Genomic DNA, 14790 nt, shown 5'->3' with positions numbered 1-14790 from the left:
ATTGTTTTTCAGCTGAGAGTTTTTCTACCAGTATACGGTAGGGCAAATCATTTTACGATCCATTTCAGGATACTGACCGCTTTTGTGTCGAATCCTCCATCCTAGTGAAAACGAATTTCAGCATAGGCGGGGTTACCAGTGTCGTTACGATAACCATGATGATGATGCTTGTGTAATATTGCGATTCAAGTAAGCCTGAGCTCAACCCAGTTCCGGCAATGATCAATGCTACTTCCCCTCGTGAAATCATACCTGTCCCGATTGCCATCGATGATTTCCCATTGAATCCTGTCAATCTTGCTCCAAGTGCTCCGCCGAACAGTTTTGTCACGATTGCCATGATACTGATAAGTACGATGAACAAAAGCTGCGAGCCGACACCTTCAAAGGTGACGTTCAGACCGATACTGACGAAGAAGACAGGAACGAATACACCAAATGCAATCGGCTCCAACTTATGCTCGACAGCTTCTTTGTATTCGGTTCGGGAAATGGCAATACCAGCTGCAAATGCCCCGATGATCCCCGCAACACCCATGTATTCGGCAAAATAACTGAATGCCAAAGCCAGGATGATACCGGCAGTGACGATATTTTCACTGACTTGTAAACGTGAGAATAATCGCATGACAAACGGAATCACCCAAATCGAAGCAACGATGATGACGCCAAAGAAGAGAACTTTCATTCCAATCAAGGACCCAAGGCTCAGGGACTCGCCTGTGCCAAGCATACTCATCAGCACGGCAAGCAATACAACGACGAGAATATCATCAACGACTGCCGCTCCAAGGATTGTGGTACCTTCCCGGGAATTCAGTTTGTTCATTTCCTTCAGTGCTTGAACTGAGATACTCACACTAGTTGCACAGAAGAGCAGAGCCATGAATAATGCGTGCCCTTGACTCATACCGAAGGCAAGTGCGAGGCTGTAACCCCCAATGAATGGGAAGATAACGCCAAGAACAGCAACAGTGAAAGCAGATTTCCAGTTTGCTTTCAGCTGTTCCAAATCTGTTTCCAATCCAGCAATGAACATCAGCACAAGTACACCGATTTCGGAGAATTCATGGATGAAGGATGTTTGCTGTATCCATCCAAGCACCGCAGGGCCGAGGATGACACCCGCAAGAAGCTCCCCCAGAACGGATGGCTGCCCGATTTTCAAGGCTAGCTGACCAGCAATCTTTGTGAACAATAGTATCAAAGCTAAGTGTAAGATGAATTCCATATCTGACTCCTTCGTTTTTTATTTATGCAAATTCCGCCATCAAAAAAGGCATATCTGCTGGCTGCTGCCTGCGGATATGCCTTAAAAAGACGCAGTGGAGCCTGGGTGACAGACTCCGCCGGGAATTGCATATGTAGTTGATTATAGTTATTCATTATAAAGCAGGAATAGAACGAAGACAATAGCTGTTTTAATCGTTTGCTGCTCACAGAAACGGGAAAACAGGTGACGTAACCTACACAAAGGAGTTGTAGATGTGAAAAATACATTTGATTTTCATACAAAACAAGGATTGTATCAGCATATCGAAGAAACACTTGCATTCTATTATCCCAAAGCCATCGATCACACATATGGCGGATATCATGAGGGCTATTATATGGATGGAACGCTGACAAGGGACACGACCAAGCATATCGTCGGCCAGGCGCGCCACTTGTACGATTTCAGTGTCGGCTTCGAGCTTACGGGCAACAAGGAATATGAACAGGCAGCAGAGCATGGCATTACCTTTTTCCAAGAAACGTTGCGGGATAAAGAACACGGCGGATATTATACCGAGATGAAGGATGGCAGCGTAACCGACGATAAAAAGCTCACTTATGGTCATGCATTCATCTTCCGGGCTGCGGTGGCAGCTTTGGAAGCGAAAATAAATGGTGCGGATGAATTGCTCTCGGATATATATCAAGTTTTGGAGGAGAAATTCTATGAACCTTCAGCAAAGCTGTATAAAGATGAAGCAACACGCGATTGGTCGAGCTACTTGGATTATCGCGGTCAGAATTGCAATATGCACATTTGTGAATCAGCCATCACTGCTTTTGAAACGACAGGACAACGGAAATATCTCGATCAGGCTTTAAGCATCGCGGATCAAGTGACTAATAAGCTCGCTGCTCAAAGCAATGGACTCATTTGGGAAAATTACGATGCAGCTTGGATGAAGGACGAACAATTCAACCATGGCGAAACGAGAGATGAATTCCGGGCATATGGTTTCGTCGGAGGACATCAATTCGAATGGAGTAAGCTCCTTACCTGGCTGTATATCCATCAGCAAGACGGCTGGCTGCTTGAACGGGCAGAAGAGCTGTATCAATTTGCCTGGGAACATTATCGTGATCAAGATAAGGGCGGCATATTCTTTGTCATGAGCCCCGAGGGAGAAATCATCGATAAAGGTAAATCCTACTGGGTTCTGGCTGAAACGATGGCGGCATCGGCATTGCTGCATGGTCAAACAGGAAATGATGTGTACAGCAAGCATTATGAAGAGCTATTCCATTATGTTCAAGCTCACTTCATCGATCCAGTTCATGGTGCTTGGTATCAATGGCTGACTGCAGAAAATGAAGTGGAAGATGACGTCAAAAGTCCTTCGCCAAAAACCGATTACCATCCAATCAGTGCAAGCTATCTGATTGCAGCGTACCGAGGTGAGGATCTGTAGCTTATGCGCAGATTCTTTTTCTTATTGTCATGATGAATAGGAGGACAATCCACACAAAAAACCAGGAGCACCGATGCTCCTGGTTTTTGATTAGTGCTGTTGGGATGGTACAGGTCGGGATTGTCTGCGTTCACGATCCCTTTTAGCAGCAACTGGCTGTTGCGGACTGCGTACCACGACTGCCAGCATGAAGGAAATGACACAAAGCACAGCGATGGCGATGAATGTCGGCTGGAATCCGCCGAGCAGTGATGCGATGAAAGAGCCGCCCAATGCACCGATTCCAAAGCCTTGATAAATGACGCCATAGTTCCTGCTTTGGTTCTTCAATCCAAAATAGTCAGCTACGATAGTCGGGAAGACAGTGATGTTTCCGCCGAAGAAGAAAGCAACGGCCGCCACACAGACGAAGAAAAGAGTTGTTGATAGTTCGACCATACTCAATACAGCGGCTGCTCCTGCAGTGACAAGCAATCCTGCTGCAACCAAGTACAATCTTTCCACTTTATCAGACAAAGCACCAAGCACGACACGGCCAGTCGTATTACAGATGGCGACAACAGCCACAGCATTCGCTGCTGTTGCGGCAGAAAGGCCTGCTAGTTCCATGCCGGCATCTTTGACAATTCCGATCAGGTACAAGCCGCTCATACAAGCTGTAAGGAAAATGACGAACAAGATATAAGCCTGTTTCGTGTGCAGCATTTCCTTGATAGTGAAGTCCTTAGACGATACTGCTGTATTTGTTTGATGTGAAACGATGGCATCTTTCAAGAAGAAGGCACCGCCGCTGATCAAAATGAAAGCTGCAATTCCCCAGATAAGGAAGGTACCTTCCACCCCTGCGGATGAAAGCAATGCTTGGTTGATATATTTAAAGACAAAGCTGCCTGTCCCGAAAGCACCTACAGCTATACCAGAGATAAGACCTTTCTTTTCAGGGAACCATTTGATGACGTTGGATAGTGTCGTAATGTAAGCAATACCGTTTGCGAAGCCGACAACGACACCTGCCAATAGATAAATGAGCCATAGTGATGTAGCAAAAGAGCTTAGTATCAGTCCGGCACCGAGCAGGATGCCGGCGAAGATGACCAGCTTCTTGATACCAAGCTTATCCTGCAGCTTCCCTCCGAATAATGTGGATACTGCCAAGGCAAAACTTGTGATCGAGAAGGTGATCGCTACAGAAGAGACGCTCCACCCATATGCATCAGCCAGTGGCTGGTTAAATAAACTCCATGTATAGATAGTGCCTAAGCCAATTTGTGTAATGATCGTACCAAGTACAACCAGCCAGCGGTTTGTTTCCGTTTTCATGAGAACTCCCTCATTTCATCTGCGTTGTTTTGATAGTTTAATAATATCCTTTGCAGATGTAACTGAAAGCGTTTTCTCATGAGTTGCACGATTTGAGGAATGAATGGTCACTAAAGGCGCATGATCTGTCTGAATGGCTTGGCTTTACTGCGGCTGACAGGGATTTGCTCACTCAATCCCTTCATTTTTATAAGGTACGTATTATGGAACCAAGGCAGGATTTCATGTATTTTTTCTGTATTAATAATATAAGAACGATGGCAGCGGAAGAATGTTTCTGCAGGAAGCTGCTGTTCAAATGTACTAATCGACCCGGGATAGGTATACACATCATCCTTGGTATGCACCACCGTCTGTTTTTCATCGGCTTCCGCGTAAGCGACTTCCTTCAGATCGATGACATATATCTTCTCTTCTTTCCAGACATTGAGGCGTGCCGGTGACTCGGCAGGCTCTATCTTTTCTGCACTGGTTGATGTTTGCTGTGCTTCCAGCTTCTTGAGCATAGCAGCGACGCGCTCTTCGCTGTATGGCTTCAGGATATAGTCGAATGCCTCGAGCTCGAACGCTTTGGCAGCATGTTCCTTATATGCAGTTGTAAATACGATGATTGGCTTATGCTTGAACTGGGCCAGGCTGCCTGCCAGCATCATGCCATCCAATGACGGCAGATTGATATCGAGGAAAAGTACATCGGTCGTATTCTCCTGAAAATATTTCAGCACATCCAATCCATCATCGAAGCAGTCAGTCACTTCGATGGAGCTGTACGTATCGATCAGATATTGCAATTCTTCTTGTGCTGGAAATTCATCTTCTGCAATGATTGCCCGTAATGTCATGGTCATTTCCCTTCCTTCACTGGTATATCGAAGTAAATTTCCGTGCCGGGTTCCAGTCGTTTTATCGTCAGACCTTTACCATAAATCAAGTGGACACGCTGATGCACATTGGCCAGGCCGATATTTTTCACGCTTGCTTCGTCACGGTATAGTTTGTCGACAATATCAGGATTGATACCGACACCTGTATCGCGGATACTGATACGGATGTAACTTTCCTCATCCTTGACGGAAAGATAGACAGCACCCTCCCATTTGCGTTTGCGTATACCATGATGAATTGCATTCTCCACCAGCGGCTGCAACAGCAGGCTCGGCACTTTGATCTGGACAGGATCGATATCATAGACTATCTGCAATTTGTCCCCGAAGCGGGATTTTTCAATTTCCACATAATCACGCACTTGCTTGAGTTCCTCTTCGATGGCAATCATTTCATCATGAAGCTCCAAGTTATAGCGAAGATATCCGGATAAATTATGAATCAGCTCCCGAGCCCGATTTGGATCGCGTCTTGTTGTCGAAGCAATCGCATTCAGCGAGTTGAAAAGAAAATGCGGATTGATCTTTGATTGGAGTGCTTTCAGCTCGGCTTTGTTGGCTGTCTCTTTGATCTGTTCGATCCGGGAGATTTCCATCAAGTTCGAAATGATCTGCGCCAGTCCGATTCCGAGTGTCTGCAGGGAATCGGTGATTCGGTTTTTCTTCTCGTAATAAATTTTCAAAGCACCCGTCACTTCGTCGCCTTCTTTAAAAGGAACAATCAGTAAGCAATGCATTTGCGGCAGATGATGATCATCCACTTCATTTCGTATGACAATCTGACCGCTGTTTATGGACTGCTTTGTCATCTCACTTACAATCGACGTTGTATCCTGGTAACGCTCAGCTCCGAGTCCATAATAGGCAACGACTGTTTTTGTGTCTGTTATGGCAACAGCATCCGCACCAATCTCTTCTTTGATGATTTGGCAGATACGCTGCAAGGAAGCAGGGGTGATGGAACGGAAATAAGGAAGCGTCTTATTGGCGATATCCAACGCCAGTTTCGCTTGCGCAGCGGCAATCTGTTTCTTTTCACCCTCGATATTATGGACGAGCAAGATGAGCAGACCGATACTGATTTCGCCGACCATCATCGGAAGGGCGATTTGTTCAACGATGGAGATGCCCTGCGATCTTGGTTCCCCGAGTGCGATGATCAACATCATCGTCAGCGCCTGACTCAACACACCAGCAATGATTCCGACATACCACCAGCGGAACTTTTTGACTTTTTTGTTGATCAAACCGGAAGCAAAGCCAGCGGTTATGCTGGTGATCAAGCATGGTAAGGAAGTTATCCCATCGATATCAATCAAATAACGGTGCAATCCGGAGACAATACCCGTAATGATGCCAACCCACGGACCGAATAAGATTCCCCCGGATAGTATCGCCACGGTCCGGATATTGACAAGCGAACCTTCCACTTCGATACCGGAATAAGTACCAAAAATGGCAAAACTGCAAAAGACGACTGTCAGCACGGTCGTTTCACGGACAGAATGCTTTTCTTTTTGAAGGATTTCTTTGAATCCCTTAATCTTTGTCAGGAAAAACAAGATGATCAACAGCAACGCAGCGCGCTCGAATATCGATATAATCATTTCCAACGTGGAATGCATAGTTGTAATCCCTTTCATCTGTAGTAATTGTAGTTTATCAGAAAATTAGGCTGGAAGGGAATGTAGGTGATTATGACTGAAGAAGTAAATGATAGATTCATTTGATAAAAAAACGATGTGGAAATAATATGTTATAACGCATGATTAGGCTGGATTTATCTGTATGAAAGCGCTATAATTATATTAATGAAACGATGTTCCGTATCATGGAACAACCGAGGTGTCTGTGTAGATGCCTTTCTGTTTGTGTGACAATGTAAGGGTTTTCATTCTGAGGATGCAGATCAACAAAAATTGTAAGGAGATGATAGACATGGAATTGAGATATGCGACTCATCCAGATCATGCCAAGACATTCACTACAGAACAATTGCGCAGTCATTACTTAATTGAAGAACTATTCGTACCTGGAGAAGTAAAACTTGTGTATAGCATGGAAGACCGGACAATCATAGGTGGTATCCATCCAGCCGGCAGCTCAATCGCTTTGGAGAGCTATGATGCAATAAAAGCAGAATACTTCTTGGAAAGACGAGAAGTCGGTATTTTTAATATCGGCGGCAATGGCTCGATTACAGTTGATGGAGAAACATACGAAATGGCAAACAAGGATTGTATTTATATCGGCAAAGGGAATCAGGAATTACTGTTTACTAGCAGTGATGAAACTGATCCAGCTAAGTATTATCTGTTCTCGGCTCCTGCCCATACTTCTTATCCAACTAAGCATGTTTCATTCAGAGATGTGCCGGGAGATAACATGGGTGCTAAGGAAAGTGCGAATGAGCGCATCATCCGCCGTATCATTCATTTGGATGGTATCCAAAGCTGTCAAATCGCCATGGGTATCACGATCCTGGAGAGTGGCAGTGTCTGGAATTCCATGCCGACACATACGCATAACCGCCGGATGGAAGCGTACCTCTATATCGATCTGGATGAGGATGCACGCATGTTCCACTTGATGGGGGAACCGACAGAGACACGTCATCTTGTCATGAAGAATGAACAAGCTGTCATTTCTCCTCCTTGGTCGATTCATTGTGGAAGTGCTACGAGCAACTATGCTTTCATTTGGGCAATGGCGGGAGAAAACAAGACGTACACCGACATGGATCAAGTAGCGATGGATGAGCTTCGCTAAAAGGGGGATTAAGATGAGTTTGACAGACTTTTCCATGGATTATTTTGATTTGACCGGCAAGGTTGCGATCGTCACTGGCGGCAGCAAGGGACTTGGTCAAGGCTATGCTGTTGCTTTGGCAAAAGCAGGAGCTGATATCTTTATTGTGACGCATCAAGGCGATTGGGAGGAAACGAAGGCACTGGTGGGAGAAACTGGAGCCAATGCGCATTTCCATCAGGCGGATTTGACAGACAGAGAAAAAGTGAAGCAAGTTGTGGCAAGCTGTGTGGATGTTTTCGGCAAGGTTGATATTCTCGTAAATAATGCTGGTACGATCATCCGCACACCATTGCTGGAGTACAAGGAAGACGATTGGGATAAGGTCATGGACGTCAACCTGCATGCTGTATATCTGTTAGGACAGGAAGCTGCTAAGGTTATGACAGAGCAAGGCGGTGGGAAAATCATCAATGTTGCGTCGATGCTGTCGTTCCAAGGTGGGAAGTTCGTGCCATCTTATACAGCTAGTAAGCATGCAGTTGCAGGGCTGACAAAAGCCTTCGCGAATGAACTGGGTGCTTATAATATCCAGACAAATGCGATTGCACCAGGTTATGTAGCTACAGCTAATACTGCACCAATTCGTGCTGATGAAAAACGCAACGCTGAGATTCTATCCCGGATTCCAAGCGGCCGCTGGGCAGATCCGTCTGATTTGATGGGAGTAGTCGTATTTTTGGCAAGTCGTGCCTCTGATTATATGAATGGCCATGTCTTGGCTGTTGACGGTGGCTGGCTCGCAAGATAAGCAGGTTGTAATAATTGCGTCGGAGTTGTTTGAACGGGAAGAGAGATTGAGAGGACTGGGAAGGTGACCAAAGATCTGGAGAATCTTTGTGTATGCCACCCTCTCATTCCAATGATCTGGGCGATCACTATAAAAATAGCATATCACGTTATGTGATTCAAACATCTCAATTTCTTTTGCTCGATTACCTATAAGGAAAGGTAAGGGATGCAAAATGAAAATAATGAAAACGATGGAGAAAATTCCCGGCGGGCTAATGCTCGTGCCGTTATTTTTAGGGGCAATCATCAATACCTTCGCGCCGAATTCGGCTGAATACTTTGGTTCTTTCACTGGTGGACTTATGACCGGAACCATTCCGATTCTGGCAGTTTGGTTCTTTTGTATGGGTGCTGGCATTCAGCTGAAATCAACAGGTACGATACTGCGGAAGTCAGGTGTGCTTGTCATCACTAAAATTGCAGTAGCCTGGATTGTAGCTATCATCGCAGCCCAATTCTTGCCGGAAGGCGGCATACAGACTGGCTTGTTCGCTGGTTTTTCTGTCCTGACACTCGTTGCAGCCATGGATATGACGAATGGTGGTTTATATGCGTCGCTCATGCAGCAGTACGGTTCAAAAGAAGAAGCTGGGGCATTTGTCCTCATGTCGTTGGAATCCGGTCCTCTTATGACGATGATCATCCTCGGTTCCACTGGCCTTGCTGTATTTGAGCCGCAAGTATTCATCGGAGCGGTACTTCCTTTCTTAGTCGGCTTCTTGTTAGGAAATCTGGATGGTGACTTAAGGGCATTTTTCAGCAGAGCAACGCACACAATGATTCCGTTCTTCGGTTTTGCGCTAGGTAACTCCATTGATTTGGGCGTCATCTTGGAAACGGGTATTGCAGGTATCCTCCTTGGTACTCTTGTTATCGTCGTTACAGGTATTCCGCTTATCCTCGCTGATAAATATATTGGTGGCGGAAATGGGACGGCCGGTATCGCAGCTTCCAGCACGGCAGGAGCAGCAGTTGCCAACCCGATGATCATTGCGACGATGCTTCCAGAGTTCATGCCGATCGCAGAGGCAGCAACCGCGCTAGTTGCAGCAGCAGTTGTGGTTACGTCCGTCCTCGTTCCAATTCTTACTGCATATTGGTCGAAGTATATGAAGAACAAGGAAGACCGGAATTCAAATGATCAAGATATCGATTCGAACAATATCAACTCAAATACTGTATAAAACAGCCGGAGAGACATATACAGTATGTCTCTCTTTGCATAAAGGAGACGTTGACAGATGAGCAGAATATTAACAATTGGAGAACCAATGGCATTATTTGCAGCAGAACAGGAAGGTTCGCTCGAAGACGCCGAACGCTTTTCCCGCTTCATCGCTGGAGCAGAGGTGAATTTCTCTATCGGAATGGCGCGGTTAGGGCATCAAGTGACATATATAACGCAGCTTGGCTTGGATCCATTCGGTCGAAATATCCATAAATTTTTACAAGATAATAATATAGATACAACTTACATCAACTATGAACCTACACTTATCACTGGTATGCAATGGAAACAAAGAGTGACAAGCGGAGATCCAGAAGTGTTTTCAGCGCGGAAAAACTCAGCAGCATCTCATATGGATAAAGGAATAATCAAGAAAATCAAATGGACTGAATACGACCATTTGCACCTGACAGGCATTCCTCCAGCCTTGTCCGGAAGCTGTCGCGAATTGGTTTTTCAAATGATGAAAGAAGCCAAGGAAAATGATCTCCAAGTGTCATTCGATCCGAATCTTCGACCAGGACTGTGGACTGATACGCATGAGATGGCACATGTTATCAATGAACTGGCATGCCAAGCGGATATCATTTTTCCTGGTGTGGCCGAAGGAAGGCAATTGACTGGGAGAACCGATGTGCTCGATATTGCTGCATATTATCATGAAGCAGGTGTGCCATTTGTCGTGCAGAAATTAGGAGCAGAAGGTGCATTTACTAGCTGTGCGGATGGTTCGCACTTTTATACAGAAGGGTTCCCGGTGAAGAAAGTTATTGATACGGTCGGAGCAGGGGATGGTTTTGCAGTGGGTGTTGTGAGCGGCATGTTGGAAGGTTTGGAGCTAGAGGCCAGCATTGCAAGAGGGGCCGCCATCGGAGCGCTAGCTGTCATGTCTCCGGGTGATAATGATGGTCTGCCAACTCGTGAGGAGCTTACGGATTTCTTAAGCCGCGAAGCGATTGGCTGAAAAAGAGACCTTCCAAAGGAAGGTCTCTCCTTTATCCTGTATAGCCTAAAGCATGGGATATTTCCATACTGCAGGCTTTTACCTTGTCGATCAATTCACTGTTCACTCTGTCCATTGTCACGCGGTTGCTCGGTCCGGAAATACTGAAACTCGCCACGATTCGATGTTCATGACTGTATATCGGGGCGGCAATGCAGCGGATGCCTTCTTCATTTTCAATATTATCGAGCGCATACCCCTGCTGACGGACTCTGTTTATTTCACTCTGTAATTCTTCTTCCGAGGTAATCGTTCGCGGTGTACGAGGAGTGAATGTAGTGGAAGAAGCTATCTCATCCATTCTCTCGGACTTCATGCCGGATAATAGTACTTTGCCGACAGCCGTACAGTACATGGGAGCTCTATTGCCAATACGGGAGTACATGCGAATCGTCTGGTTACTCTCTATCTTATCAATATAAACAATTTCTCCTTTATCCTCGATGCAAAGATGTATCGTTTCATTGATATCGGTACACAACTGCTTAAGGAAGGGCTTTGCTACATTAACGATATTGTTATTATTCAGGACACTGCGTGCAATATAAAGAGTTTGTAATCCAATTTTATAGTTATCTGATTCAGGATCTTTTGCAACATAATTCATATCCACAAGTGTGGCTAAAAGCCGGTGTGTCGTACTCTTGGATAAGTTTACAAGTTTAGTGAGCTTTGTGATCGTCAAGCCATCTGGATAATCGGAAAGTGTATTCAATATAGTCAAAGCACGTTCAAGTGATTGCACATTAGACATGAATTTTACTCCGTTTCTATTACTTTCATTGCTTACTTCTATGATACGGGAACGGTTTGTGTTTGTAAATTCTGCACATATATGGAGGAAAGTAAAATGATGAAATCAGGAATTTTGACTAAGCTTGTGGATCAAGGAATAGTAGCAGTCATCCGTGCCGCTTCACCGGAAGAGGCCATCCATATTTCAGAAGCTTGTATAGAAGGTGGTATTACGGGTATTGAGGTTACATTTACGGTGAAAGACGCAGATAAAGTTATCAAACAGCTCTCCGATCAGTATCTAGAAAACTCAGAAGTGATCGTTGGAGCTGGGACGGTGCTGGATAGTACCACAGCTCGTCTTGCCATAATTGCTGGCGCACGTTTTATCGTCAGCCCAACCTTTGATATAGATACTGCGAAGCTTTGTAATCTGTATCAGATTCCTTATTTGCCGGGGTGTATGACGATTGGTGAGATAAAGCAAGCAATGGAGGCTGGAGCAGACATTATTAAGCTCTTTCCGGGAAGTGCTTTAGGCCCCGATTTTGTCAAAGCAGTGAAAGCGCCACTGCCGCAAGCAAATATTATGCCAACAGGCGGTGTGAATTTGGAGAATATCGGTATATGGTTGAAAAATGGTGCAGTAGCTGTCGGAGTCGGCGGCAATCTTCTGGCACCAGCCAGAACAGGTGATTATGCTAAGATTACTTCGATCGCGGCTCTTTATATACAAAAAGTGAAAGATGCAAGGGCACAGCTTGTGGATATTTGAACATGAGTCAAGCAGTCAAGGGCATAGGCTAAACACGGAGAAAGGGGGCCTGCTTCGTGTCAGCCAAACGTGACATTGTGATCGTTGTCGTGAAAGCAACTGCCATCTATTCATTTGTCATGATCGATGTTGCTGCCGCAACAGGATTCTATATGGCAGCCAAGCTGTTCGGTGCTGGAGTGATCATTGCTTCTGTTTGCAGTATGGCGGGTGTGGAGAGTTTGAAAAGAGGTCCTGGATTGATTCGCAGTTTAGCGTCTCGAGAAAAGTAGAATAAGAAGGTATATGCAGCTATAAATAAGAGAAGGTATGCAGGACAATGCACACCTTCTCATTTTGCTATTGATTCATCAATGCGCATATTTCCAACGGTGAAATAAAATGGTGCAGGAAAAGGGGGCTTCTTTCCTTTTTTTAGTCTAGCGCTTGCCTCATTGAGCCAATAGATTGATTTATTTATGGCTGAAAAGAAGACGACCAGCTCTCCGGCATCATCCACACAAAGGCAAGATCCGAATATGCCGTTCTGGTACCAGGCCTCTCCGCGATCTGCTTGAAGGAGCAGTTTTGGTTCTTCCGACCAATCAGCTCTCATGAAGCTTGCTGTCTTGCTTTTTAATAACCAAAGATCCTGCGGCTTATACGTGTCTTCACCAAATGCATTGCCGCAGCGGCTGACAAGTAAGTAATACATACCATGAATGCGTTTCGGCCTTGCGTGCGTAAATGCGTCTTCCCGAGTGAAAAACAGCCGGGGCTTTGTCCATGTATCAAGGCCATTATCGCTTTCGGCAGCATACACTTCATGCATCGGGATATCGCCTTTGCCAGGCTCATGTGGTGTGGCCGCAAACCACATCTTCCATTTTCCTTCATCATAAATCACTTTAGGGGCAAGTACACTATCATTCCGTACAGTACCGACCATCACTGGGTTCGGGTAGCGGAACCATCTGCCATGTCGCATTTCCAAACAGCCGATCGAATATGGAGATTCATTTCCCAAGACATTGCTTGCGCTCCTGCCGGTATAGTAGACGCGGCGTACAGGCACGCCATCCACTTTCCCCTCCACATAACAAGGCTCATGCAATCCATATCGATCCCAGACATCTTCCTTAGGCTGAGGAAGCAATGGCTTTGCTTTGTACGGATTTCCTGGATATGTTGTAATGCGCCAGGCATTGGCTGTTGTCAGCGGAGCTCCTTTTGGGAGACTGGCGCTGAATAGATTATTTTTGAAGTTGCGCTGAAATCCGCCAAAAAACATCCACCATTGGTCATCGATTTTTTGTACACTGGGATCTCCCAAACCTAGCAAGTTGCGAATCGGCTTATAACCTTCCAACATCGAATATAATAGATTCGGTTTTGTCTCCACCCTAACCACCTCACTAGCAAGCAGTATGGACGGATGAGACTTAAAACATACTGATTATTGCAGAACCAGAGCCAAGCTATAAGGACCATAGCCCCCTATTTTTTATGACTAGGTTCTATTTTCATTCGACGGATGATAAGCCAGCCGAGCAACGCACCAGTAATGGAACTGACTAGGAAGCCAGGCACAAAAGCCAAAGCACCTGCTTTTTGACCTAAGAGCAGATTGGCGATTGGAACAGAAAGCAGAGATCCTAGCAACGCGGTACCGATGATTTCACCGATTGCTGCTGCGCCCTTGCGACGGAAGATACGATAAAATACCCCGGCTAGTAAGGCACCTACCATACCTCCTGGAAAAGCAAGCAAACTTCCAAGACCAAGCATATTTCGGACAATCCCAATGAGAAAGGCGATGACAATAGCAGGACCTGGACCAAGCAATACAGCAGCAATGACATTCACAGCATGCTGGACAGGAAAAGCACGGGCAGCTCCTGTTGGGAACCAGATGAATTGTGCACCCAGCACGCCTATTGCAACGAGGATAGCCATTAGTGTCAGGGTTTTGGTTTTCATCTTTCACCTCTGATTTTACGTCATAGTACTAGTATAAGATCTGGAACCAGAAAATTGGAAGAAAAGTATTTTAGAAAGAAAATGAAGAAAAGATCTTCTGATTAATAATTAGTCTGAATTATCAAACTTAATTTACAATACAATAATCACCGTAAGAGAGTGATAAGAGCTGATATTTAAAGATAATTTAGATTATGGTCGCTTTTTTGAGCTCATATGGTTGTTTTTAATGAAAAATCCACCTTTATTCCGATTTTCTGATGATTTACTAAGCCATATAACGAGCGTAGAATAAAGTTCATCTTCCAAGAGTAACCAAACAAAATTGCATACAATTCGTAATCGCTTAATTCCTGAATCCAGGAAGCGGGGGAACCAATCGTAACCTTTTGTTACATGGGGTGAATCTCTGAAAAGAGTAGGGCTACTCTCTGGCCCGAATCCGTCAGCTAACTTCGCAAGCGTTCGAGAGGAAGCCAAAAAATGTGATAGGCACACGTTTATTTCGTTATGCCCAGAAGTCACAGAAGAGGGCCCTCTTCTGTGGCTTCTTTTTTATGCACTTTTTAAGGGTGTAAACCAAAAAGAAGCGAGGGAGATCA

At 45.2% G+C, this 14790-nt stretch carries 14 protein-coding genes and 1 riboswitch; of the genes, 7 read left to right on the top strand and 7 right to left on the bottom strand.

Annotation, left to right across the window (positions count from 1 at the left end):
* Positions 1-64: 64 nt before the first annotated feature.
* Positions 65-1231, bottom strand: a complete 1167-nt coding sequence (locus SFC66_RS04795; RefSeq protein ID WP_411217558.1) for a cation:proton antiporter — start codon at positions 1229-1231, stop codon at positions 65-67.
* 256 nt (positions 1232-1487) lie between these two features.
* Here SFC66_RS04795 and SFC66_RS04790 point away from each other — a divergent pair, with 256 nt between their 5' ends.
* Positions 1488-2684: an AGE family epimerase/isomerase gene (locus SFC66_RS04790; protein WP_411217557.1), complete on the top strand. Its 1197-nt coding sequence runs from the start codon at positions 1488-1490 to the stop codon at positions 2682-2684.
* Positions 2685-2774: 90 nt separating this feature from the next.
* Here SFC66_RS04790 and SFC66_RS04785 read toward each other — a convergent pair whose 3' ends face one another.
* The 3 genes from SFC66_RS04785 to SFC66_RS04775 all read right to left on the bottom strand — a co-directional run bounded on the left by SFC66_RS04785 (position 2775) and on the right by SFC66_RS04775 (position 6513).
* Positions 2775-4004 (bottom strand): L-lactate MFS transporter, encoded by a 1230-nt coding sequence (locus SFC66_RS04785; protein ID WP_411217556.1) that lies wholly within the window; start codon positions 4002-4004, stop codon positions 2775-2777.
* Positions 4005-4114: 110 nt separating this feature from the next.
* Positions 4115-4852, bottom strand: a complete 738-nt coding sequence (locus tag SFC66_RS04780) for a LytR/AlgR family response regulator transcription factor (RefSeq protein ID WP_411217555.1) — start codon at positions 4850-4852, stop codon at positions 4115-4117.
* A complete protein-coding gene (locus tag SFC66_RS04775; RefSeq protein WP_411217554.1) occupies positions 4849-6513 on the bottom strand; it encodes a LytS/YhcK type 5TM receptor domain-containing protein in 1665 nt (554 codons plus the stop codon). The genes SFC66_RS04780 and SFC66_RS04775 overlap by 4 nt, the downstream gene beginning before the upstream one ends.
* Positions 6514-6826: 313 nt before the next feature.
* Here SFC66_RS04775 and kduI point away from each other — a divergent pair, with 313 nt between their 5' ends.
* From kduI to SFC66_RS04755, 4 genes are all read left to right on the top strand, one after another.
* Positions 6827-7657, top strand: coding sequence for a 5-dehydro-4-deoxy-D-glucuronate isomerase (gene kduI / locus SFC66_RS04770; RefSeq protein ID WP_411217553.1), 831 nt, complete (start codon positions 6827-6829; stop codon positions 7655-7657).
* Positions 7658-7670: 13 nt separating this feature from the next.
* Positions 7671-8447 (top strand): 2-dehydro-3-deoxy-D-gluconate 5-dehydrogenase KduD, encoded by a 777-nt coding sequence (gene kduD, locus SFC66_RS04765; RefSeq protein WP_411217552.1) that lies wholly within the window; start codon positions 7671-7673, stop codon positions 8445-8447.
* 214 nt (positions 8448-8661) lie between these two features.
* Complete coding sequence (gene kdgT / locus SFC66_RS04760; protein ID WP_411217551.1) at positions 8662-9672, top strand: 2-keto-3-deoxygluconate transporter; 1011 nt, start codon at positions 8662-8664, stop codon at positions 9670-9672.
* A 57-nt stretch (positions 9673-9729) separates the two neighbouring features.
* On the top strand, positions 9730-10680 hold the full coding sequence (locus SFC66_RS04755; RefSeq protein WP_411217550.1) for a sugar kinase: 951 nt from the start codon (positions 9730-9732) through the stop codon (positions 10678-10680).
* A 31-nt stretch (positions 10681-10711) separates the two neighbouring features.
* Here SFC66_RS04755 and SFC66_RS04750 read toward each other — a convergent pair whose 3' ends face one another.
* Positions 10712-11473, bottom strand: a complete 762-nt coding sequence (locus SFC66_RS04750) for an IclR family transcriptional regulator (RefSeq protein WP_411217549.1) — start codon at positions 11471-11473, stop codon at positions 10712-10714.
* 96 nt (positions 11474-11569) lie between these two features.
* Here SFC66_RS04750 and SFC66_RS04745 point away from each other — a divergent pair, with 96 nt between their 5' ends.
* Both SFC66_RS04745 and SFC66_RS04740 read left to right on the top strand, forming a co-directional pair.
* Positions 11570-12229, top strand: coding sequence for a bifunctional 4-hydroxy-2-oxoglutarate aldolase/2-dehydro-3-deoxy-phosphogluconate aldolase (locus SFC66_RS04745; protein WP_411217548.1), 660 nt, complete (start codon positions 11570-11572; stop codon positions 12227-12229).
* Positions 12230-12285: 56 nt separating this feature from the next.
* On the top strand, positions 12286-12501 hold the full coding sequence (locus SFC66_RS04740; RefSeq protein ID WP_411217547.1) for a hypothetical protein: 216 nt from the start codon (positions 12286-12288) through the stop codon (positions 12499-12501).
* A gap of 59 nt (positions 12502-12560) precedes the next feature.
* Here the strand turns inward: SFC66_RS04740 and SFC66_RS04735 are convergent, their stop codons facing one another.
* Positions 12561-13610, bottom strand: coding sequence for a hypothetical protein (locus SFC66_RS04735; protein ID WP_411217546.1), 1050 nt, complete (start codon positions 13608-13610; stop codon positions 12561-12563).
* Between the two features lie 95 nt (positions 13611-13705).
* Positions 13706-14188 carry an energy coupling factor transporter S component ThiW gene (gene thiW / locus SFC66_RS04730; RefSeq protein ID WP_411217545.1) on the bottom strand — a complete coding sequence of 161 codons (483 nt, stop codon included), beginning with the start codon at positions 14186-14188 and terminating at the stop codon, positions 13706-13708.
* A gap of 333 nt (positions 14189-14521) precedes the next feature.
* Positions 14522-14667: riboswitch (cyclic di-AMP (ydaO/yuaA leader) on the top strand.
* The last annotated feature ends 123 nt before the right edge of the window (positions 14668-14790 follow it).

The sequence above is a fragment of the Terribacillus saccharophilus genome (genome assembly GCF_046592895.1).
In the GTDB taxonomy this organism is placed as follows: domain Bacteria; phylum Bacillota; class Bacilli; order Bacillales; family Amphibacillaceae; genus Terribacillus; species Terribacillus saccharophilus_D.
This window is presented reverse-complemented; position numbering and strand designations above follow the sequence as displayed.

Coding starts and splice junctions, on each gene's coding strand:
- kduD (WP_411217552.1), top strand. CDS start 7,671: ATGAGTTTGACAGACTTTTCCATGGATTATTTTGATTTGACCGGCAAG.
- SFC66_RS04785 (WP_411217556.1), bottom strand. CDS start 4,004: ATGAAAACGGAAACAAACCGCTGGCTGGTTGTACTTGGTACGATCATT.
- SFC66_RS04775 (WP_411217554.1), bottom strand. CDS start 6,513: ATGCATTCCACGTTGGAAATGATTATATCGATATTCGAGCGCGCTGCG.
- SFC66_RS04780 (WP_411217555.1), bottom strand. CDS start 4,852: ATGACCATGACATTACGGGCAATCATTGCAGAAGATGAATTTCCAGCA.
- kdgT (WP_411217551.1), top strand. CDS start 8,662: ATGAAAATAATGAAAACGATGGAGAAAATTCCCGGCGGGCTAATGCTC.
- SFC66_RS04755 (WP_411217550.1), top strand. CDS start 9,730: ATGAGCAGAATATTAACAATTGGAGAACCAATGGCATTATTTGCAGCA.
- thiW (WP_411217545.1), bottom strand. CDS start 14,188: ATGAAAACCAAAACCCTGACACTAATGGCTATCCTCGTTGCAATAGGC.
- SFC66_RS04795 (WP_411217558.1), bottom strand. CDS start 1,231: ATGGAATTCATCTTACACTTAGCTTTGATACTATTGTTCACAAAGATT.
- kduI (WP_411217553.1), top strand. CDS start 6,827: ATGGAATTGAGATATGCGACTCATCCAGATCATGCCAAGACATTCACT.
- SFC66_RS04750 (WP_411217549.1), bottom strand. CDS start 11,473: ATGTCTAATGTGCAATCACTTGAACGTGCTTTGACTATATTGAATACA.
- SFC66_RS04745 (WP_411217548.1), top strand. CDS start 11,570: ATGATGAAATCAGGAATTTTGACTAAGCTTGTGGATCAAGGAATAGTA.